Raw genomic sequence first — 19,714 nt, 5'->3', positions numbered from 1 at the left:
GGCCCCGCAGTCCTCGACGGAGGACTGCGGGGCCTTCTCCGTGCCCGTGGGAGGGGCTGCTAGTCGACGACCGGGCGACGGACCAGGGTCCACCGGTTGCCGGACTCCCCGCCCGCTCCCGCGTCGTGCGTGAACTCCGTGAGGGACGCGACCGCGAGGGCGAGCCCCCGGCCGCTCTCGGCGTCCACCGACGGCATGGACACCTGGGACAGGTCGATCTCGGCGCGCGGCGCGTCGTCGACGATGACGGCGCGCAGCTCCGAGGCCCCGAGGGCCAGGTCGATGGTCACGTGGACGGGGATCTCGGGCGGTGGGTGCTCCACGAGGTTCGACGCGACCTCCACCAGGGCGAGCTCGAACGCCGCGCGATCCACGACCGGGACCGTGCCCGTCTCCAGGGCGTCGTACTCCCCGTACGCCTCGTCGAGCTGCTCCGGCAGCGCGTCGAGCCACGGCTGAGACGCGACACCCTCGAACGTCCTGCGGACGGTCCCCTCGTCCTGCGCGGCCCCGTTGCCGCCGTCCGGTTCGCTGCTAGGCATCGAGCGCCGCCTCCACCGTCGGGTGCACCCGGAGCACGCGGTCGAGGTTCGTCAGACGGAGCACCGATGCGACCTGCTCCGGTGCGTCGGCCATCCGCAGGTCGCCGCCAGCCGCCCGGGCCGTCTTCAGGCCGGCGACCAGGGCACCCAGCCCGGAGGAGTCGACGAACGACACGGCGCCGAGGTCGACGACCACGAGGGTGCGCCCGTCCGCGATGACGTCCGCCACGGCCTCGCGGAGCATCGGCGACGACACGAGGTTCAGGCGCCCGTTGAGCACCAGCACCGCCGACGTCGTCCCGTGCTCGGTGATGTCCAGGTTCATGCGGTGACCTCCGTGGGTGTCAGTTGTGCCCGGTAGCGGGCGGCGCGGACGATGACGCTGAGGACGACCAGGTCGTAGACGACCCAGGCGATGGTGACGAGGGTGGCTCCGAGGTCGGCGTACCCGAGGGCGAGCCGCGAGATGCCGACGGGAACCGACAGCGTGAGGACGACGATGGCCACGAGCTGCGGCCACACCGCCCGCCACGGCGGCTTGTGCTCGCCCTCGATGGTCTTGGGTGTGACGACGAAGCCCAGAGGACGGTTCATGACGACGTTCGCGAACGCCGTCCAGCACGCCCGGATCCACACGGGGAACAACGCCAACGAGTACTGCTGCCCCCGCCACGTCCTCACCCCTTGGGCGACGACGAGGAACAGCAGCTGGTTCGCGATGAAGTACGGGATGAACCGGATGAAGAAGTCCGTGCCGAAGGCCTCGACGGGCAGCACGCCGAACCCGAGGTAGATCACAGGGCCGGCGAGGTACGCGAGGGCCGCGAACCCCGACAGGTACGTCCACATCGTCGAGAAGTACATGAGGCGCTGCCCCACGGACAGGCCCTTCTTCAGGAGCGGGTTCTCCCGGAGCATCACCTGCATGGTCCCCTGCGCCCAGCGCAGGCGCTGCTGGAGCATGGTGCCCAGGTCCTCCGGTGCGAGGCCGTGCGCGAGGACCTCGTGGTGGTATGCCGAGCGCCACCCCATCGCGTGCAGGCGCATGGCGGTCGCCATGTCCTCCGTGACGGAGATGGTGGCCAGCGGCATGATCGGCTGGGCCTCCCCCGCGACGTCCACGTTGATGGCCGACGCGATGGTCCGCACCGACTCGATCGCCCCGAGCGGCGAGAGCTCGCGGTGCGCGAGGAGGTCGAACGCCTCCTCGTCGACGACGAGCGTCCCGAGCTCGGCATCAACCTCCACGGGGATGGACTCGATGACGGCGAGATCCGCGCGGATCGCGTCGGCATGCTCCCGCAGCACGGCGGTCGACGCATCGTCGACGCGCCGCTGGAACGCGTAGGTCACGTCAGCGAAGGGCTCCCCCGCGTCGAGCTCGGTCCGGGCGGTGCGGGCCGCGACCCGGACCTCCGTGATGGCGCGGCCCACGGCCGGGTCGTCGACGGGCGCCTCCTTGGCGGCGCGCGCGAGGATCGTGTCGGCCGTGCGGATCGCGCGGCGGACCGTGCTGCCCACCTCGCGCACGTAGCCGACGATGCCCAGCTGCATGAGGGCGTCGCGGCGCAGCACCGCGTTGGACCCGCAGAAGAACGCCGCGTTCCACCCGTCCTTGCCCTGCTGGATGGGGCCGTAGAACAGCGGTGCCTGGCTGCCCAGGATGTCGGCGTCGTCGACGTTGGTGAAGTACTGGGGGGTCTGCACGAGCCCGATCTTCGGGTCCTCGAAGTACCCGAGGGTGCGGTGGAGGATCCGCGGGTCGGGGATCTGGTCGGCGTCGAGGATGAGGAGGAACTCCCCGTCGGTCTGGAAGAGCGCGTTGTTGAGGTTCCCCGCCTTCGCGTGCCGCGGCTTCCCGGTCCAGTCCTCGGAGCGCGTCACGTACCCGACGCCCGCCGCCTCCGCGGCAGCCCTCATGTCCGGGCGCGCCCCGTCGTCGAGGACCCACGTGCGGTGCGGGTACTCGATGTCGCGGGCCGCGGCCGCGGTCGTGATCACGAGGTCGACCGGCTCGTTGTACGTGGTGATGAAGACGTCCACGGTCGCGTCGTCGGGCGGTGCCGGGGGCTCGCCGCGTTCCTTGAGCCGCCACATGGCCATGCCGAACATGCCCGTGTCGATGAGGCTGTACGTCTCGGCCACGAGCAGCGGGACAGCGATCCACCATGCCGACCACGCGATGGAGTCCAGCCACCGCCACGCGATGTAGTTCACGCCGGTGATCATGGTGAGGAGCACGCAGACACGGATCACGAACATCCGGCGCGTCATGCGGTGAGCCTCTCCACGACGAGGACGGTGAGGTCGTCCGGCTGGAACACCACAGGGCGCAGCGCCGCGAGGGTCTCCATGGTCGCCTGGGCGGAGCCTGCGGCGACGGCAGCGTCGAGGATGATCGACAGGGCGTCCTCGGCGATGTCGAAGAGGTCCACGAGGCCGTCGCTGAAGCACAGGAGCCGGTCCCCCGGGTCCAACGTCACCGTGCTCGCCCGCCGCTCGTCGCCCGTCCCCAGCCCGAGGGGCAGGCCGTCGGTCCTCAGGTGCTCCGACGTGCCGTCGGCGCGCAGCACGAAGCCCAGCCCGTGGCCCGCGTCCGAGTACGTCACACGACCGCTCGACGGCTCCAGGCGGGCGTGGAAGCACGTGACGAACGTGCCGACCTCCGCGAGGTCCAACGACAGCACCTCGTCGGCCGTGGTGAGGGCGTCCCCCACGTCGGGCGTGCGCGACGTGCTCCGCAGCACCGCGCGGGACGTCGCGGCGACGATGGCCGCAGCCATGCCCTTGCCCATGACGTCCGCGAGCGACAGGTGGAGGTCGTCGCCCGTGGCGTACCAGTCGTAGAAGTCGCCGCCCACGCCGCGCGCCGGGCGACACGTCGCCGCGAACGCGTACCCGGCGACGTCCGGGGTGCGCGAGGGCAGGAGCCCGCGCTGGACCGCCCCCGCCCTCTCGAGCTCCGCGTCGCGCTGGAGCTCGTTCTGCACCCACCCGGCGAGGTCGCGCAGCAGCGCGTTCTCCCCCGGCGTCAGCTCGCGAGGCTTCACATCGAGGATGCACAGCGTGCCGACCCGCTCGCCACCCGGAGCCTCCAACGGGTGCCCCGCGTAGAAGCGCACCCCTGGGGGCCCGCTGACGAAGGGGTTGTCGTGGAAGATCTCGTCGGTGATGGCGTCGGGCACGACGAGGGTGGCGGACGACCGGATGGCCGCGTCGCAGAATGCACCCTCGCGCTGGGCGACGGGCCCGTCCAACCCGACGAACGACTTGCGCCACTGGCGGTCCTCGTCGATGAGCGTGACGCTCACCATGGGTACGTCGAACACGCGCTGGGCGAGCCGGGTCACGCGGTCGAACCGTTCCTCGCGCGGTGTGTCGAGCACGTCCAGGCTCTGCAGCGCGCGGAGGCGTTGCGCCTCCCCGTAGGGACCGGTCGTCGCGCTCCCCTCGAAGAAGGTGCTGACGTCCTTGGGGGTGGGGCTCATCCGTCACCGTCGTCTCGTCGTAGGTCTCCAGTCCATACGTACCATGACGAATCGGGCGGAGACCTGGTGGCGGCGGATGAAAAACCCGTGGTGGTCAGGAACGGGACGGTGGGACATCGTCCTCGACGGACGCACGACGGGCCCGGTCCTCGTGAGGACCGGGCCCGTCGTGGGTGCTCGCTCTCCGTGCCGGCCCTGAGGGCCGCCGGGGTGGGGTCAGCTCTTGCCGGCGTCCGTGGTGCCGTCGGACTTCTTGGTGTCCTCCGCCTTGTGCTTGGCGGACTCGGCCTTGTCCTTCGTGGCGTCGGCGGCCTCGCCGACGGCGTCGGCCGCAGCAGCCGTGGCGTCCGCGGCCGCGTCGGTGGCGTCCGTGGACTTCGCGGAGGAGCGGTTGCGGCTGGTGGCCTTCTTGGCGGTCGCCCGGGCCTCGGTGATCTTGTCCGTGACCTTCTCGGAGAGGTCCTCGACCGACTCCGCGACCTTGCCGCCGACCTCGCGGCTCTTCGCGACGGCGACGCCGGCGGCCTCGCCGACGGCCTCGGCGGCGTCGCCCACGGCACCGCGTGCGTCACCGACGGCCTCGTCGAAGCTGTTCGTGTCGACCTTCTCCCAGGGCTCGGCCCACGGGTCGGTCGTCGGCTGCGACTTCTTCCACAGCACGTACGCGCCACCGGCGGCGGCGACGCCACCGACGATCCACCAGCCCTTGCCGGACTTCCTGCTCTGCTTCTTCGCGGCCTTCTCGGCCGCCTTCGCGGCGGCCGCGAGCTTGATGGGGCCCTTGCTCGACGCGGCAGCGATCGAGTCGGCGACGTGCGTGGCCCCGGACGAGGTCTTCGCGGTGGCCGTGCCGACACCCTTGACCGCTGCGTCCGCGGCGTTCGCGGCGGCGATGTTCAGCGCGGTGACGAACTTGGGGAGGATCTCGTCGACGAGCTTGTCGTGCGCGGTGTCGATGACGGGCGTCGCCTTGTCGGCGGCCTTCTCGACACGGGGTGCGGCGGCCTTGAGGGTGTCCGTCCACGCCTGCTCGAGCCGCGGGGTCATCCACTCGACGAGGGCGTCGACGCGGGGGGCGCTCCAGTCCTTCGCCTGGACCGCGGCGCCGCGGGCCTGGGCGGCGAGGACCGTGGCGGTCTCCCCCGCGTGGTGCGCGCCGTCGGACAGGCTGGCGGCGACCTCGGCCGCCTGACCCTTGAGCTTCTCCGCGTCGATCTTCTCTCCCGCGTTCCGGGCGAGCTTCTTCATTCCGTCAGACATTCGTTCTCCCGTGGGTCGGAGGGGATGCACCTGCCACCACTCTGCCACCTGGACGGCTCCGGTGCAGCAGAACATGCTGCTCAGGTCCGCGCCGGGGGACCGTCCCGTGAAACAATGGGTGGATGTTCGCAACCCTGCACACCACTGCTGGTGACATCCGCATCGAGCTCTTCCCGTTCCACGCGCCCAAGACGGTCGAGAACTTCACCGGTCTCGCGACGGGCTCCAAGGAGTGGACGGACCCGAAGTCGGGCTCCGAGCGCACCGAGCCCTTCTACGACGGACTCATCTTCCACCGCGTCATCTCGGGCTTCATGATCCAGGGCGGCTGCCCGCTGGGCACCGGCACGGGTGACCCGGGATACAAGTTCGACGACGAGATCCACCCGGAGCTCTCCTTCGGCAAGCCCTACATGCTCGCGATGGCGAACGCCGGCACGCGCCGCAACGCGATCACGGGCAAGGCCGAGGGCACCAACGGGTCGCAGTTCTTCGTGTCGGTGGCACCCACGCCGTGGCTCAACGGCAAGCACACGATCTTCGGTGAGGTCGCCGACGACGCGTCGCGCAAGATCGTCGACGAGATCGCCGCGACCCCCACCCGCCCGGGTGACCGTCCCGTCGAGGACATCACCATCACCTCGGTGTCGATCGAGGAATGACGTCCCGACCCCGGGCAGGACGGCCGTGACCGACGGGACGGTGGGGCTCCCGGCAGCCCCGCCGGTCTGCGCCCGTCACACGGACCGGGTGAGCTACGTGCGCTGCCAGCGCTGCGGGCGTCCGGCCTGCCCGGAGTGTGTCGTCGAGGCACCGGTCGGCGTGCAGTGCGTCGACTGCGTCCGGGAGGCGCGGCGCTCCGCCCCTGCTCCCCGGACCGTCTTCGGGGCGCCCCTGCGCGGGGGGCGCCCCCTGGTGACGCTGAGCATCATCGCGCTGTGCGCGGTGAGCTACCTGCTGCAGCTTGTCCTCGAGTGGGAGACCTGGACGTCGCGGCTGGCGTTCTACCCGCCGCTCGGCGACGTCGAGCCGTGGCGGTTCCTCACGGGAGCCTTCGTCCACTCCGACGCGCCCTGGCACGTGCTGCTCAACATGTACGCGCTGTGGATCGTGGGGCCGCAGCTCGAGGCCGCGTTCGGCAGGGCCCGGTTCCTCGCCCTCTACCTGCTCTCCGCCGTGGGCGGCCACACTCTGGTCGTCCTCCTCGCGTCGCTCGCGTCGCTCGACTGGTACACCGCGACGGTGGGCGCGTCCGGGGCGGTCTTCGGTCTCTTCGGAGCGTTCTTCCTCGCCATGCGCCGTCTCGGCAGGGACGCCACCGGGATCCTCGTGATCCTGGGGATCAACCTCGTCCTGGGTTTCGTCGCCCCCAACATCTCCTGGCAGGGGCACCTCGGCGGTCTCGTCACCGGCGTGGTCGTCGGCACCCTCTACGCCTACGCACCGCGCACCCGGCGGACGGCTGTGGCGGTGGCCGGGACCGTCGTCGTCACGGCCGCCCTCGTCGGGCTGGTGGTGGCGAGGTACGCGTTGTTCTGAATCGCGGTGAACGCGCGGTCCCCAGGGATACGCACAGGTGTGGAATTACATCGCTGTCGTTCTCCACACCTGTGGATAACTATGTGTACAAGTACGGGCCGCCTGTGGACGCGGCTATCGCCAGCGGGTCGCGAGACCGAACCCGGCGAGGATGAGCGCGAAGCCCACCGCGATGTTCCACTGACCGATCGGCGGGATCGGCAGGCGCGCGCCGCCCGACGTCAGGTAGAAGATCACCACCCAGAGCGTCCCCGCGACGAACAGCGTGAGCATGGTCGGGACGAGCCACCGAGGGTTGACCCCCGGCTGCGCCTGCGCGCGAGGAGCGCGCTCCTCGGCGGTACCGGAGTCCTTCGACGACTTCTTGCGGGGCTTCGATTCGGGCACGGGAGCAGGCTCCTGTCGATGGGTCGAGGACGTATTCTCGACTAGCGTAGTGCCAGCACCACGCCCGGCAGCACAGATCACACGGTTGGGAACATGGCCCGTCAGTCGCACGGAGGCAAGGCACCCGTCAGGGCCGCGCTGTCGATCGCCCTCGTCATGTTCCTCGCAGGCGTCCTCTTCACCGCCAACGCCCGCCTCGCGCAGGGCGAGGAGGACCGGCACCCCGGCGACTTCGACGAGCTCGTCGCGCAGGAGAGCGCCCGGGGCGACGACCTCCTGGCCGACGTCCAGGAGATGCGCAGCACCGTCGAGGAGCTCGGCGAGGCCGCCGGCGCGGGAGGGCGGCAGCTCGACGCGGGGACTGCGCAGCGCGCCGGCGTCCTCACCGGGACCACGCCCGTCGTCGGCGACGGGGTCCGCGTGACGCTCCAGGACGCACCGCGGGACCGCATCCAGCCCGAGTGGGCGCAACCGGACGACCTCGTCGTCCACCAGCAGGACCTCGACGCCGTCATCAACGCCCTCTGGTCCGGCGGAGCCGAGGCCATGACCCTCCAGGGGCAGCGCGTCACGATGCTCTCCGCGTTCCGGTGCGTCGGCAACGTCCTGCTCCTCCACGGCAGGGTCTACTCCCCGCCCTACACCGTGGAGGCGGTCGGTTCCACCGACCAGCTCGCCCAGTCGCTCTACACGTCCGAGGGGATCGGCAACTACCTCGACGCCGTCGAGGTCCTCGGCCTCGGGTGGCAGGTCGACGAGTTCGAGGACGTGACCATGCCCGCGTACACAGGGTCCCAGAACCTCGAGTTCGCCCGGGTCCCCGAAGGAACGGACATCTACCAGTGACCCGAGCGCGCCGTGCACGACCCCGACCGTCGTTGCCCCTGAGGATCGTCAGCGTCATCGGCGAGCTCCTCATCACCACGGGGGTCCTCGTCGGGCTCTTCGTCGTGTGGCAGCTGTGGTGGACGGACATCCAGGCCGAGCGCGAGCAGGAGGCGACGTTCGCCGCGCTCGGCTGGGAACCCCCCACGTACGAGGCCGCACCGGCGGAGAGCGTCCACCACGACGACGAGCCGCCGGTCATGGAGACCCCGGCCGAGGGCGAGACCTTCGGCCGCCTCTACGTCCCCCGGTTCGGGCAGGACTACGTCGTCCCCGTCACCGAGGGGGTGGGCAAGGCCGACGTCCTCGACAAGGGCGAGGCGGGCCACTACCCGGAGACCGTGCTGCCCGGGGGCGTCGGGAACTTCTCCCTCGCGGCGCACCGCACCACGTACGGCAAGCCGTTCCACCTCATCGCGGACATGCAGGCCGGCGACGCGATCGTCGTGCAGACCGAGGACACCTGGTACGTGTACGAGGCGACCGAGTCGCTCGTGGTCCTCCCCCACCAGGTGGAGGTCATCGCCCCCGTCCCGGGGACGCTCCCCGGCGCCGAGATCCCCGAACCCACGGAGCGGTTCATCACGCTCACCAGCTGCCACCCGATGTTCTCCGCGCGAGAGAGGTACATCGTGCACGGAACCCTGAAGTACTGGATGCCCGTGTCGTCCGGCACCCCCGAGGAGCTGCTGCCCGCAGCGGAAGGCGGTCGATGATGTACGCACTCCTGTGGAGGGCACTCCCCGGTCCGGGCTGGTTCCGGGTGATCCTGCTCCTCGTGCTCGCCGTGGCGGCCGTCTACGCATGCTTCGAGTGGTTGTTCCCGCAGATCGCCGACTACATGCCGTTCAACGAACAGACCGTGGGGGAATGACATGACTCGCATCCTCGTCGTGGACAACTACGACTCCTTCGTCTACACGATCGTCGGGTATCTCCAGCAGCTGGGCGCCGAGACGGTCGTGGTGCGCAACGACGCCGTCCCCGATGCCGACGAGCGCGCCACGTTCGACGGCGTCCTCGTGTCCCCCGGCCCGGGAACCCCAGCGGGCGCCGGGCAGAGCCTCGACGTCATCCGCGGCTGCGCGCAGACGCAGACCCCCATGCTCGGGGTGTGCCTGGGCCACCAGGCGCTCGGTGAGGCCTTCGGGGCGACCGTGACGCACGCACCGGAGCTCATGCACGGCAAGACGAGCCTCGTGGAGCACGACGACGCTGGTGTCCTCACCGGGCTCCCGCACCCTTTCACGGCCACCCGGTACCACTCGCTGGCCGTCGTCACCGGGACGGTCCCCCCGGCCCTCGAGGTCACCGCGGAGGCCGTGACGTCCAGCGGGCGGATCATCATGGGCCTCCAGCACCGTGAGCTCCCCCTGCACGGGGTGCAGTTCCACCCGGAGTCGGTGCTCACCGAGGGCGGGCACCGGTTGCTCGCCAACTGGTTGGAGATCTGCGGCCTCGACGGCGCGGTCGAGCGCTCCGAGGGCATGGCACCCCTCGTCCGCCGGTAGGCAGCACGACGAAGCCCCCTGTCGCGTCTGCGACAGGGGGCTTCGTCATGCTGCAGGACGTGGTGGCCCGCCCCGTGGGGCGGGCCCTCCCGGAGGGGTGTCAGTCCTCGTTGCCGCCGTCGTCCTCGTTGCCGCCGTCGTCCTCGTTGCCGCCGCCGTTCCCGTTGTTCCCGTTGTTCCCGTCATTGTTGCCGAAGTTGTCCCCGTTGGAGACGTAGAGGATCACGGTGCTGCCGACGTCGACCGGGGTGCCCTGGCCGGGGTTGACCTCTTCGACGCGTCCGTCCTCGATGCCGTTGGACCGCTCGCCGACCCGCACGTCCGGGACGAGCCCGAGGTCGCGCAGAGTCCGCTCGGCGCGGTCGCGCCGCTCGTTGACGAGGGAGTTGGGCACCTGGACCTGCTCGACGGTGATCTCCTTGGCGATGACGATGGTCACCGAGGACCCCTGGGGCACGGCACCCGGGGCCGGGGCCTGGCTGATGACCGTGCCGGGCGCGGCCTCGCTCTCCTCCTCGTTGATGACGACGGTGAGGCCGAGCCCCTGGAGGGTCGTCTGGGCGTCGGCCTGCGCGGCCCCGCTGACGTCGGGGAGGTCGACGAACCCGTCGGAGACGATGAGCTTGACCTCGGTGCCCGCGTTCACGGACTCGTTCGCCGCGGGCTCCGTGCCGATGACGGAGTCCTTGGGGACGCGTCCGCTGCGGTTGCTCGAGATCTCGTTCGCCACGACGAGCCCGGCAGCCTCCAGCTGTTGGATGGCCTGCGCCTGGCTGAGGCCGGTGACGTCGGGCACGGTGGTGACGTTGGCACCCTGGGAAAACCAGACCTCGATGTCCGTGTCGACGGGGACCTCCGTGCCGCTCTCGGGGTCGCTACGGACGAACTGCCCCTCGGGGACCTCGTCGTTCTTCTCGTGCGAGACCGTCGGGTCCTCCGTGAACCCGGCGTCGGTGAGGGCCGCTCTGACCTCCTCCAGCGTCATGCCGGTGAGGGTGGGGACCTGCGCCTGCGCGACCGGGTCCTCCTTGTCGCCGTTGAGCAGCAGCATGGTGGTGATGGCCGCGATGGCGAGGACGGCGACCACCACGAGCGTCCAGATGAGGCCTCGGTGCGAGGGCTTCTCGTCCTCGGGCTCCGGCTCGTCCGCGGGACCGGCGCCGGCACGGTTGTTCGCGACGGGGCCCCACGACGGTGCGACCTGCGTCTGCGTCGCGGCGTCGCCGATGGCTCCGCCGAGGACCTGCGTGGCGCCCATGTCGGGCTGGCCCGCCGCGGCGGCCGCGGCGACGACGCCGATCGCGGGTGCGTTGATCGCCCCGCCGCGTACCGCGGCCTCGAGGTCGGAGCGGAACTCCGCTGCGCTGCCGTACCGGGACGTGCGCTCCTTGGCGAGCGCCTTGAGCGTGATGCGGTCGAGGGTGTCCGGGACGTCGGGGGCGATGTCGCTGGGGCTCGCCGGAGCCTCCCGGACGTGCTGGTAGGCGACGGACACGGGGGAGTCACCCGTGAAGGGCGGGCGCCCGGTGAGGAGCTCGAAGAGGAGGCAACCGGTGGAGTAGAGGTCGCTGCGGGCGTCGACGCTCTCGCCGCGCGCCTGCTCGGGGGACAGGTACTGCGCCGTGCCGATGACGGCCTGCGTCTGCGTCATGGTCGCCGCGGAGTCCGCGAGGGCGCGGGCGATCCCGAAGTCCATGACCTTGATGGCGCCGGTGGGGGTGAGCATGACGTTCGCGGGCTTGATGTCCCGGTGGACGATGCCGGCGTGGTGGGAGTACTCGAGCGCGGAGAGGACGCCGGTGGTGATCTCCACGGCCTCCTCGATGGGCACGGCGTTGCCGTCGCGGAGGATGTCGCGGACAGTGTGCCCCTCGACGTACTCCATGACGATGAACGGCACGTGGGCCATCCCGCCGCCGGCCTCCTGCATGGTGTCCTCGCCCGTGTCGTACACGGCGACGATCGCAGGATGGTTGAGCGCGGCCGCGGACTGCGCCTCACGCCGGAACCTGGCCTGGAAGGACGGGTCGCGTGCAAGGTCCGAGCGGAGGATCTTGATCGCCACGGTCCGGCCCAGCCGGTTGTCGTGACCGATGTGGACCTCTGCCATGCCGCCGCGGCCGATGAGCTCACCGACCTCGTAACGGCCCGCAAGAGTACGGGGTGCGTCGTCAACCACTACGCGTCCTTAGGTGTTGTTGGTCCGGCGGCGTCCGAGGGTCTCAGTACCGCGTCGTGGGAGATCATCCCACCTGCCGGGGGCCCGATGGTGGATTGTACCGAGGAGATCCCGTGTCCGTCCGCCACGACCGGCGCACCGAGGTCCGACGGGAGCGCCTCGTCCGAGCCGGTCATGGCCTTGATCATGGTCGCGATGAGGACGACGAGGACGAGGAGCGCCAGGGCGATGGTGGGCCGGCCGAGGTTGCCGATGCGCTGACCGGTGGTGGTGGACGTGCGCCGCGCGGTGCTCCCGCCGGTCCCGGTGCTCCGGTGCTCCGACTGGGACCGCGAGGCGCTGCGGGTCGACGACTGGCGGGCCGCACCGGAACGGCTGCCCGACCGGGTCACCGGTGAGCGCCCGTCACCGCGCCGCTCCGTGCGGGAGTCGTCGCGGTGATCGCTGCGGGACGACCGCGTCGCGGCGCGGACGGGTTCCGCGACCGGGGTCGCCCGGGTGGCGGGGTGCGCCGTCGCCACCGGGGTGCGCGAGCCCTCCCGGCCCTGGTCGCCCTGGGGTCGGGGCCGTGACCTCTGCTGGGGAGCACCGGGCTCGGGGCGTCGGTGGCGCTGCTCGTGCGCCGTCCGCGCGTCGTCTTCGGGGCGCGCGGGCGGGGGAGGGGGCACGGGCGGCAGGGCGGCCTCGGGGCGTGGCTGATCGGACCGCGCGGCCTCGGGCTGCGCGGTGCTGCGGGCCGCGGCGATGCGCTGCCCCGCGCGCGTCGTCGCCGGTGGTTCCTTGACGACGGGGCGCGCGTCGGCGCGTGCGGCGGTGTCGCGGCGTGAGGAGGCGAGGTGGGACGGGCCCGGCCGGCCCGCCTCGGCGAGCGACACCTCGGGCTCCTTGGGGGGAGCGGGGGAGTAGGTCTCACGACGTCCGGGAGGCGACGCGTTCCCGCGCCGGCGCAGCCCGCTGCCCCAGGGGTCGGCGGCGATCTCCTCGGCGAGGAGGTCGAAGTTCCGCGCGAGGATCGCGCCGCTGCGGGGGCGGTCGAGCGGGTCCTTGCTGAGCATCCGCATGATGAGGTCGCCGAACCCGGGGTGGATCGACTTGGGCAGGGCGGGGACGGCCTCGTTGACGTGCGCGACGGCGATGTCCACCGGGGTGGCACCCGTGAAGGGCCGGTTCCCGACGATGGACTCGTAGGCGACGATCCCGAGGGCGTAGATGTCGGACGCGCCCGTGGCCGCCTTGCCGATGGCCTGCTCGGGGGACAGGTACTGGGCGGTGCCCATGACCATCCCGGCGGCCGTCATGGGGACCTGGTTGGCTGCCAGGGACACCCCGAAGTCGGTGATCTTCACCTCTCCGGTGCGCTCGAGCAGGATGTTGCCGGGCTTGACGTCGCGGTGCACCACCCCGGCCACGTGGGCGGCGTGCAGGGCGCGCGCGGTCTGCGACAGGATGGACAGCAGCCTCAGCACGGGCAGCACGGGCTCGCGCTCGAGGAGGTCCGACATGGGCTCGCCGACGACGAGCTCCATGACGAGGTACCCGGACGCCTCCTGCTCCCCGTAGTCGTACAGCTGGGCGATGTTCGAGTGGGACAGGGCGGCGCTGTTGCGCGCCTCGGTGCGCAGGCGCTCGAGGAAGTCGGAGTTCCCCGCGAACTCCTCGCGCAGCACCTTGACGGCGACGTCGCGGGCGAGAGAGTCGTCGTGCGCGACCCACACCTCGCCCATGCCGCCCACCGCGATCTGGCGCACCAGGCGGTACCGGCCGCCGAGGGCGATCCCTGCTGCGGGCCTCATCGGGACACCACCGCCTCCATGACGGACCGGGCGATGGGCGCGGCGAGGCGTCCGCCGGTGGCCTCGCTCCCGGCGTCCCCGCCGTTCTCGATGACGACGGCCACCACGACCTGGGGGTCATCGGCGGGCGCGAACCCGGTGAACCAGGCGTGCGGGGGGGCGTCCTCGCGGTTCTCCGCGGTCCCGGTCTTGCCGGCGACCTGGACGCCGCTGATCTGCGCGGCGGTCCCCGTCCCGTCGCGGACCACGCCGACCATCATCTCGCTCAGGGCCGTGGCGGTCTCCGAGGAGATCGGGGTGCTGAACTCCGACGGGGACGCCTCGAACGCGACGTCGAGGTCCGGGGTGCGCACCTGCTGGATGAGGTACGGCGTCATGAGCTCGCCGTCGTTGGCGATGGCGGCGGACACCATGGCCATCTGCAGGGGAGTCACGGCCACCTCGAACTGTCCGATGGACGACAGCGCGGTCTGCGCCCCGTCGAGCCCCTTGCCCTCGGGACCGGTGGGGAACCGGCTGGGTGTGACGCGCATCGGGATCGACAGCTCGCTGCCGAAACCGAACTTCTCGGCCTGCTCGGCGAGGGCGTCGTCCCCGACGTCGATGCCGAGCTGACCGAAGGCGGTGTTGCAGGAGATGCGCAGGGCGTCGGCCAGGGTCATGGTCCCGCTGCCGGAGCAGGTGGACCCGCCGAAGTTGCGCAGCACCGACGAGGACTGCGGCAGCTGGAGCTGGTCGGGTGCGTCGATGAGGGTGTCGGCGTCCACGGTGCCGTTCTCGAGGGCGGCGGCGGCGGTGACGAGCTTGAAGGTCGACCCGGGCGGGTAGGTGTTCCCCGCGATGGCGCGGTTCACCAGGGGGTCGCCCTCGTCGGACTGGAGGGTGTTCCACGCGTCGGTGACGTCGGCCGACGTGTGCCCCGCGAGGAGGTTGGGGTCGTAGCTGGGCTTGGAGACCATCGCGAGGACGGCGCCTGTCGCCGGGTCGAGGGCCACGACCGCCCCGCGCTGGTTGCCGAGCGCGTCCCACGCGGCCTGCTGGGCTGCGGGGTCGATGGTGAGCTCCACCGAGGACCCCTGCGGGTCCTCGCCGGAGATGAGGTTCTGGACGCGGCTCCACCACAGGGAGTCCGAGCTGCCGTTGAGGTACCCGTTGGCGGACCGTTCGAGGGCGCTGCGACCGTAGACCACCGAGTAGTAGCCCGTGAGCGGGGCGTAGAGCTCGCCGTTCGTGTAGCTGCGCTGGTACCCGAAGACGTCCTCCACCGGCGTGGAGAGAGCGATCTCCTCACCACCGACGACGATGGAGCCACGGTTGTTGCCGTACTCGCGGTACAGGGTGCGGACGTTGCGCGGGTCGTTGTTGAGCGACGACGCCTGGACGTACTGGATCCACGTCGTCGCGGCCATGAGCACGAGGAACATGGCGAGCATGACGATCGCCACGCGACGGATGGGGACGTTCACCGGTCCACCGTCCCGATGATCTCGGTCTCGGTGGTGCCCGTGCCGGGGTTCCTGCGGGCGGAACCGGGGTTCCCTGCGTCGTGGACGTCGACGGACCGCACGACCTGGGTCTCGTCGTCCGACGGGGAGTCGCCGCGGACGGCGGGCACGGCGTCGTCCGTGTCGTCGTCGTCGTGCTCGGGCTCGCGTGCGCCGCCGCGCAGGGGCAGCGGCGTGGGGCGCCGCGCGTTGTCGGAGATCCGCAGCATGAGGGCGACGATGATCCAGTTGGCGAGCAGGGAGGACCCTCCGTAGGCGAGGAACGGCATGGTGAGACCGGTGAGGGGGATGACGCGTGTGACGCCGCCGACGACGACGAAGACCTGCCAGGCGACGACGAACGCGATGCCACCCGCGAGGAGCTTCCCGAACCCGTCGCGGGTGCCGATCGCGATGCGCATGCCGCGCTCCACGAAGAGGAGGTACATGGCGAGGATCGCGAGGAGACCGGTGAGCCCGAGCTCCTCACCGAGGGACGTGACGATGAAGTCGGACGAGGCGTAGGGCACGAGGTCCGGGCGGCCCTCTCCCCACCCCGTGCCGAACAGACCGCCGTTGGCGAGGCCGTAGAGACCGCGCACCAGCTGGCCGGAGCCGCCGAACGCCTTGTTGAAGACCTCGTCGTCCATGGCGTGGAGCCAGCCGTTGAACCGTCCCTGGACGTGCGCGAGGGACGACGCCGCCGCGATGGCGCCACCACCGAAGAGGGTGAGTCCGATGACCACCCAGCTGATGCGCTCGGTGGCGACGTAGAGCATCGCGACGAACATCCCGAAGAACAGCAGGGACGTCCCGAGGTCGCGCTCGAAGACGAGGATCGCGAGCGACGCGAGCCACACGATGATGATGGGACCGAGGTCGCGCAGGCGCGGCAGCTGCATGCCGAGGAGCTTGCGGCCCGCGAGGGTCAGGGTGTCGCGGTTGGTGACGAGGTAGCCGGCGAAGAACACCGCGAAGACGAGCTTCGCGAACTCGGCGGGCTGCAGCGTCGCGGGGCCGAGGCCGACCCAGATGCGCGCTCCGTTGATCTCCTGGCCGAGGCCCGGGACCAGGGGAAGCGCGACGAGGACGAGCCCGACGACCATCGCGGTGTACGTGTAGCGACGCAGGGTGCGGTGGTCACGCAGGAACCACACGACGACGACGGCCGCGACCATGCCCAGCGCCGTCCATCCCAGCTGCTTGGTGGCCAGCTCGGAGTCGCCGCCCTTGAGGTGGTTGGCGAGGTCGAGACGGTAGATCATGGCGAGCCCGAGGCCGTTGAGGCCCACCGCGATCGGCAGGATCACGGGGTCGGCGAACGGTGCCCGCCACCGGATGATGAGGTGCATGCCCGAGCCGAGCGCGATCATCCCTCCGGACAGGACGTAGAAGTTCCCGGGGAGTCGCCCCTCCATCGAGAGACCGACGAGCGCGTACGCGCCGATCCCGAGGGCGAGCGCGAGGACGAGGAGACCGATCTCGCTGCTGCGACCGCTGCGCACCCGTCCTGGTTCGACGGTGGCCATCAGGCGTCCCCGGCCGCGTCCGAGACGAGCACCTGGACGCGTTCGCGGGCGTCCTCGAGGGAGGTGGCACGGATGGTCCGGTCCAGCTGGTTGGCGACGAAGGCGTCGAGCTCGCTGGTCTCGAGGTCGGAGACCTCGACGACGGAGGAGAGGTGGAGAGGCCCGGCGGTCTGGGCGATGCCCTGGAAGATCGCGACCCGGCCGTCCTCGACGCCGACGTAGTACTGGGTCTGGGTCCAGCGGTAGCCGAACCAGCCGGCGGTCGCGAGGAACGCGGCGGTGAGGAGCAGGCCGAGGACGGTCCACACCCACCGGTAGCGGGGCTCGTCGGTCTCGGCGGCCTCGCGTCGGGCGGCCTTCGCGTCCGCCTTGCGGAGCGCGGCGGCGGCCTTCTCCTCGCGGGCCGCGGCCCGCTTGTCGGCGCGCCGCTGGGCGCGGCTGCGCGGTTCGGCGGGGGTGGGGCGCACGACCTCGGTGAACGGCAGGTCGTCGGTCTCGGTGGTGGTGCCGTCGGAGGGGATGGGGTGGCCGTCGGCGTCGCTCAACGCGTCGACCTTGGCCCGGGCCTCGGCGAGCAGGACGGCGGCTCGGGCGGCGGGTCCGTCGGCGGCGGTGGTGGGGTCGTCGCGGGTCACGGCGACGGCGCCGACCACCTGGACGCCCGGGTCCGGCCCGTCGCCGTCGGGGACGTCGTCGAGGTCGAGGACGTCGGCGACGATGCACGTGATGTTGTCCGAGCCGCCTGCGCGCAGGGCGAGCTGGACGAGGCGCTCGGCGCACGCGTCGACGTCGGGCACGTCGGCGAGGGTGCGCTGCAGGGTCTCCACGGAGACGAAGCCGCTGAGGCCGTCGGAGCAGAGCAGCCATCGGTCGCCGGCGCGTGCCTCCCGGACGGACAGGTCGGGGCTGAGGTCGAGGTCGAAGTCGCCGAGGACGCGCATGACGACGGAGCGTTGCGGGTGGTGCTCCGCCTCGTCGGGTGTGATCTTGCCCGTGTCGACGAGGTGCTGGACGAAGGTGTGGTCCTTGGTGACCTGGCTGAGGACGCCGTCGCGCAGGACGTACGCGCGGGAGTCGCCCATGTGCGCCATGGCGAGCTTGTTGCCGGAACGCAGGAGCGCGGTGACGGTGGTACCCATGCCGCCGAGCTCGCTGTCGGCGCGGGCGCGCCGCACGAGCTCCACGCGTGCCGTCTCGATCGCCTTCTCGAGGCGTTCGAGGATCTCGTTGGACCCGAAGGCCTCGCCGTCGAGGGGGGCGAGGGAGGCGACGGCGAGGGACGACGCGATGTCGCCCCCGGCGTGCCCGCCCATGCCGTCCGCGACGAGCAGCAGGTGGGGGCCCGCGTACCCCGAGTCCTGGTTGTTCGACCGCACGAGGCCGACGTCGGAGCGCGCGGCGTACCGCAGGGCGATCGTCATGGCGTCTACCTCTGCAGCTCGACGACGCTCTGGCCGACCCGGACCTGGACGCCTGGCGTCAGCGGCACCGGTGAGGTGACGCGGTCCGAGCCGATGAACGTGCCGTTGGTGGACCCGAGGTCCTCGAGGACCCACTGGTCGCCGGACGGGAAGATGCGGGCGTGCCGCGACGACGAGTAGTCGTCGTCGAGCACGAGGGTGCAGCTGGGGGCACGGCCGATGAGGATCGCGGACGAGGAGAGGGGGAGCGTCGTCCCGCGCAGGGGTCCCTCGGTGACGACGAGCCGGGTGGGCCGGTTGCGGACCTGCGCGGCCTGCTGGCGCTGCGGGGTGGGCATCCCGGTCTGGGTGACGAGGTCCTCGCGCGGCGCGCCCTTGCGGGACGTGATGCGGGTGCCGTAGAGGTCGCGCCGCAGGACGCGGATGATCGAGAACACGAAGACCCACAGCAGTACGAGGTACCCCAGCCGCAGCAGGGTCATCGTCAGTTCGCTCATCCGGTCCTGGTCACCAATCCCCGTGGGCGGTGTCGTCGGCGACACCGGTCCAGAACATGATCCGCGTGCGCCCGATGGTCAGCGAGTTGCCGTCGAGCAGCGTCGCGGCCGGGACCTGGTGTCCCTCGACGTAGAGGCCGTTGGTGGATCCGAGGTCCGTCGCGACGACGCCGTCGGGCGTGACCCGGATCTCGAGGTGCCGGCGGGAGACGCCGGGGTCGTCGACGACGATGTCGGCCTCGGCGCCGCGTCCGATGACGGTGACCGGCCCGGTGAGCAGGTAGCGCTGTCCGTCGATGTCGACGAGGGGGTGGCGGGAGCTGGGGGCCGCCGAGGTGGCCGGCGCGACGGCGCCGCGGACGGTGGAGGAGCGGACCTCGAAGCGTCCGGCCTCGAGGCCGTCGACCTCCTCGAAGGTCACGGTCACGGCACCCACGAAGGCGTAGTGCTGGGAGCCGGCGTACTGGGTGACGTTGGCGGCGAGCTCGTCGGCGAGCGTCTCCGCACCCCACCCCTCGACCTGCGCGAAGTCCTCCTGCGAGAGCTGGATGGTGAACTCGTTGGGCACGACGGTCCGGTCACGGTCCACGACGGCCGCCCGGTCGTCGACCTCGCGGCGGAGGGCGCTGGCCATCTCCACGGGCTTGAGCTCGCTGCGGAAGACGCGGGCGAAGGTGCTGTTGACCGCACGCTCGACGCTCTTCTCGAACCTGTCGAGGACTCCCATGCCACCTCCTCCCGATCTCGTCGCGGTGCTGGTCGCGCCGCTGGTGCGCGTCGTGCGCCCCGGGGCCCATGATTGCCGAGGAGTGCTCGTCAACCGTGGCGCGACTCGCGCCCGGACCCAGTTCATCGTATCGACCAAACGATGTGATGAGGGGAACGTGAAGACTTCAGGGTAGCCGTGGTAACGTTCGACGTCGCGCGTGAGTGGCGGAATGGCAGACGCGCTGGCTTCAGGTGCCAGTGTCCGTAAGGACGTGGGGGTTCAAGTCCCCCCTCACGCACAGATGGTCCGGATCGACGGACCTGAAGGCCCCGACCGAGAGATCTTCGGTCGGGGCCTTCGTGCGTCCGGGGACGTGGTGGCGTGTCCGAGGGGTGGATTACTGCACGTCTCGGGGGTGGCCCTGACCTGGCCCGGCGGTCGACCTGGAACATTCGTCCCGGAAAGGGCTTGCCGGTACGGAGAGCGTTCT

19 protein-coding genes and 1 tRNA gene are annotated in these 19,714 nt (G+C 71.2%); 7 read left to right on the top strand and 13 right to left on the bottom strand.

The features are described from left to right. Positions 1 to 59: 59 nt before the first annotated feature. The 5 genes from JAV76_RS02350 to JAV76_RS02330 all read right to left on the bottom strand — a co-directional run bounded on the left by JAV76_RS02350 (position 60) and on the right by JAV76_RS02330 (position 5,290). Positions 60 to 542, bottom strand: coding sequence for an ATP-binding protein (locus JAV76_RS02350; protein ID WP_198732396.1), 483 nt, complete (start codon positions 540 to 542; stop codon positions 60 to 62). Next, a complete protein-coding gene (locus JAV76_RS02345; protein ID WP_198732395.1) occupies positions 535 to 867 on the bottom strand; it encodes an STAS domain-containing protein in 333 nt (110 codons plus the stop codon). Before JAV76_RS02345 ends, JAV76_RS02350 begins: the two co-directional genes overlap by 8 nt. Beyond that, positions 864 to 2,816, bottom strand: a complete 1,953-nt coding sequence (locus JAV76_RS02340; protein WP_198732394.1) for a glycosyltransferase — start codon at positions 2,814 to 2,816, stop codon at positions 864 to 866. The genes JAV76_RS02345 and JAV76_RS02340 overlap by 4 nt, the downstream gene beginning before the upstream one ends. Continuing rightward, positions 2,813 to 4,030 carry a PP2C family protein-serine/threonine phosphatase gene (locus tag JAV76_RS02335; RefSeq protein WP_198732393.1) on the bottom strand — a complete coding sequence of 406 codons (1,218 nt, stop codon included), beginning with the start codon at positions 4,028 to 4,030 and terminating at the stop codon, positions 2,813 to 2,815. Before JAV76_RS02335 ends, JAV76_RS02340 begins: the two co-directional genes overlap by 4 nt. A gap of 216 nt (positions 4,031 to 4,246) precedes the next feature. Beyond that, positions 4,247 to 5,290 carry a hypothetical protein gene (locus tag JAV76_RS02330; RefSeq protein WP_198732392.1) on the bottom strand — a complete coding sequence of 348 codons (1,044 nt, stop codon included), beginning with the start codon at positions 5,288 to 5,290 and terminating at the stop codon, positions 4,247 to 4,249. A 122-nt stretch (positions 5,291 to 5,412) separates the two neighbouring features. Here JAV76_RS02330 and JAV76_RS02325 point away from each other — a divergent pair, with 122 nt between their 5' ends. Further along, positions 5,413 to 5,952: a peptidylprolyl isomerase gene (locus JAV76_RS02325; protein ID WP_198732391.1), complete on the top strand. Its 540-nt coding sequence runs from the start codon at positions 5,413 to 5,415 to the stop codon at positions 5,950 to 5,952. 25 nt (positions 5,953 to 5,977) lie between these two features. Further along, positions 5,978 to 6,829 carry a rhomboid family intramembrane serine protease gene (locus JAV76_RS15185; RefSeq protein ID WP_198732390.1) on the top strand — a complete coding sequence of 284 codons (852 nt, stop codon included), beginning with the start codon at positions 5,978 to 5,980 and terminating at the stop codon, positions 6,827 to 6,829. Positions 6,830 to 6,943: 114 nt separating this feature from the next. Here the strand turns inward: JAV76_RS15185 and JAV76_RS02315 are convergent, their stop codons facing one another. Then, a complete protein-coding gene (locus JAV76_RS02315) occupies positions 6,944 to 7,216 on the bottom strand; it encodes a cell division protein CrgA (protein WP_198732389.1) in 273 nt (90 codons plus the stop codon). Between the two features lie 93 nt (positions 7,217 to 7,309). Between JAV76_RS02315 and JAV76_RS02310 the strand changes: the two genes are divergently transcribed. The 4 genes from JAV76_RS02310 to JAV76_RS02295 are packed head-to-tail and all read left to right on the top strand — an operon-like array spanning position 7,310 to position 9,612. Then, positions 7,310 to 8,062 carry a DUF881 domain-containing protein gene (locus JAV76_RS02310; RefSeq protein WP_198732388.1) on the top strand — a complete coding sequence of 251 codons (753 nt, stop codon included), beginning with the start codon at positions 7,310 to 7,312 and terminating at the stop codon, positions 8,060 to 8,062. Positions 8,063 to 8,094: 32 nt separating this feature from the next. Next, positions 8,095 to 8,817, top strand: a complete 723-nt coding sequence (locus JAV76_RS02305; RefSeq protein WP_230401698.1) for a class E sortase — start codon at positions 8,095 to 8,097, stop codon at positions 8,815 to 8,817. Next, positions 8,814 to 8,975 carry a hypothetical protein gene (locus JAV76_RS02300; RefSeq protein ID WP_198732434.1) on the top strand — a complete coding sequence of 54 codons (162 nt, stop codon included), beginning with the start codon at positions 8,814 to 8,816 and terminating at the stop codon, positions 8,973 to 8,975. Before JAV76_RS02305 ends, JAV76_RS02300 begins: the two co-directional genes overlap by 4 nt. Before the next feature lies 1 nt (position 8,976). After that, on the top strand, positions 8,977 to 9,612 hold the full coding sequence (locus JAV76_RS02295) for an aminodeoxychorismate/anthranilate synthase component II (protein WP_198732386.1): 636 nt from the start codon (positions 8,977 to 8,979) through the stop codon (positions 9,610 to 9,612). Between the two features lie 100 nt (positions 9,613 to 9,712). Here JAV76_RS02295 and pknB read toward each other — a convergent pair whose 3' ends face one another. The 7 genes from pknB to JAV76_RS02260 are packed head-to-tail and all read right to left on the bottom strand — an operon-like array spanning position 9,713 to position 19,242. After that, the gene (gene pknB / locus JAV76_RS02290; protein ID WP_198732385.1) at positions 9,713 to 11,791 is read right to left on the bottom strand and encodes a Stk1 family PASTA domain-containing Ser/Thr kinase; all 2,079 of its coding nucleotides are present in this window, start codon (positions 11,789 to 11,791) and stop codon (positions 9,713 to 9,715) included. Continuing rightward, a complete protein-coding gene (locus JAV76_RS02285) occupies positions 11,791 to 13,584 on the bottom strand; it encodes a serine/threonine protein kinase (RefSeq protein WP_198732384.1) in 1,794 nt (597 codons plus the stop codon). Before JAV76_RS02285 ends, pknB begins: the two co-directional genes overlap by 1 nt. Next, the gene (locus JAV76_RS02280) at positions 13,581 to 15,050 is read right to left on the bottom strand and encodes a peptidoglycan D,D-transpeptidase FtsI family protein (RefSeq protein WP_198732383.1); all 1,470 of its coding nucleotides are present in this window, start codon (positions 15,048 to 15,050) and stop codon (positions 13,581 to 13,583) included. Before JAV76_RS02280 ends, JAV76_RS02285 begins: the two co-directional genes overlap by 4 nt. Next, entirely contained in the window at positions 15,047 to 16,597 is a 1,551-nt protein-coding gene (locus tag JAV76_RS02275; RefSeq protein WP_198732382.1) for an FtsW/RodA/SpoVE family cell cycle protein, read from the bottom strand. The genes JAV76_RS02280 and JAV76_RS02275 overlap by 4 nt, the downstream gene beginning before the upstream one ends. Beyond that, on the bottom strand, positions 16,597 to 18,018 hold the full coding sequence (locus JAV76_RS02270) for a PP2C family protein-serine/threonine phosphatase (protein ID WP_198732381.1): 1,422 nt from the start codon (positions 18,016 to 18,018) through the stop codon (positions 16,597 to 16,599). The genes JAV76_RS02275 and JAV76_RS02270 overlap by 1 nt, the downstream gene beginning before the upstream one ends. A 5-nt stretch (positions 18,019 to 18,023) precedes the next feature. Then, positions 18,024 to 18,515, bottom strand: a complete 492-nt coding sequence (locus JAV76_RS02265; RefSeq protein WP_198732380.1) for an FHA domain-containing protein FhaB/FipA — start codon at positions 18,513 to 18,515, stop codon at positions 18,024 to 18,026. Positions 18,516 to 18,525: 10 nt separating this feature from the next. Continuing rightward, a complete protein-coding gene (locus JAV76_RS02260) occupies positions 18,526 to 19,242 on the bottom strand; it encodes an FHA domain-containing protein (protein ID WP_198732379.1) in 717 nt (238 codons plus the stop codon). A 197-nt stretch (positions 19,243 to 19,439) separates the two neighbouring features. On the opposite strand from JAV76_RS02260, the gene JAV76_RS02255 reads away from it, so the two are divergent. Beyond that, a tRNA-Leu gene (locus JAV76_RS02255) sits at positions 19,440 to 19,522 on the top strand. Positions 19,523 to 19,714: the final 192 nt, after the last annotated feature.

It is taken from the genome of Sanguibacter suaedae, assembly GCF_016342785.1.
Classification (GTDB): Bacteria; Actinomycetota; Actinomycetes; order Actinomycetales; family Cellulomonadaceae; genus Sanguibacter; species Sanguibacter suaedae.
Note: the sequence above shows the minus strand (reverse complement) of the source record. Positions and strands in the feature narration are given on the sequence as shown.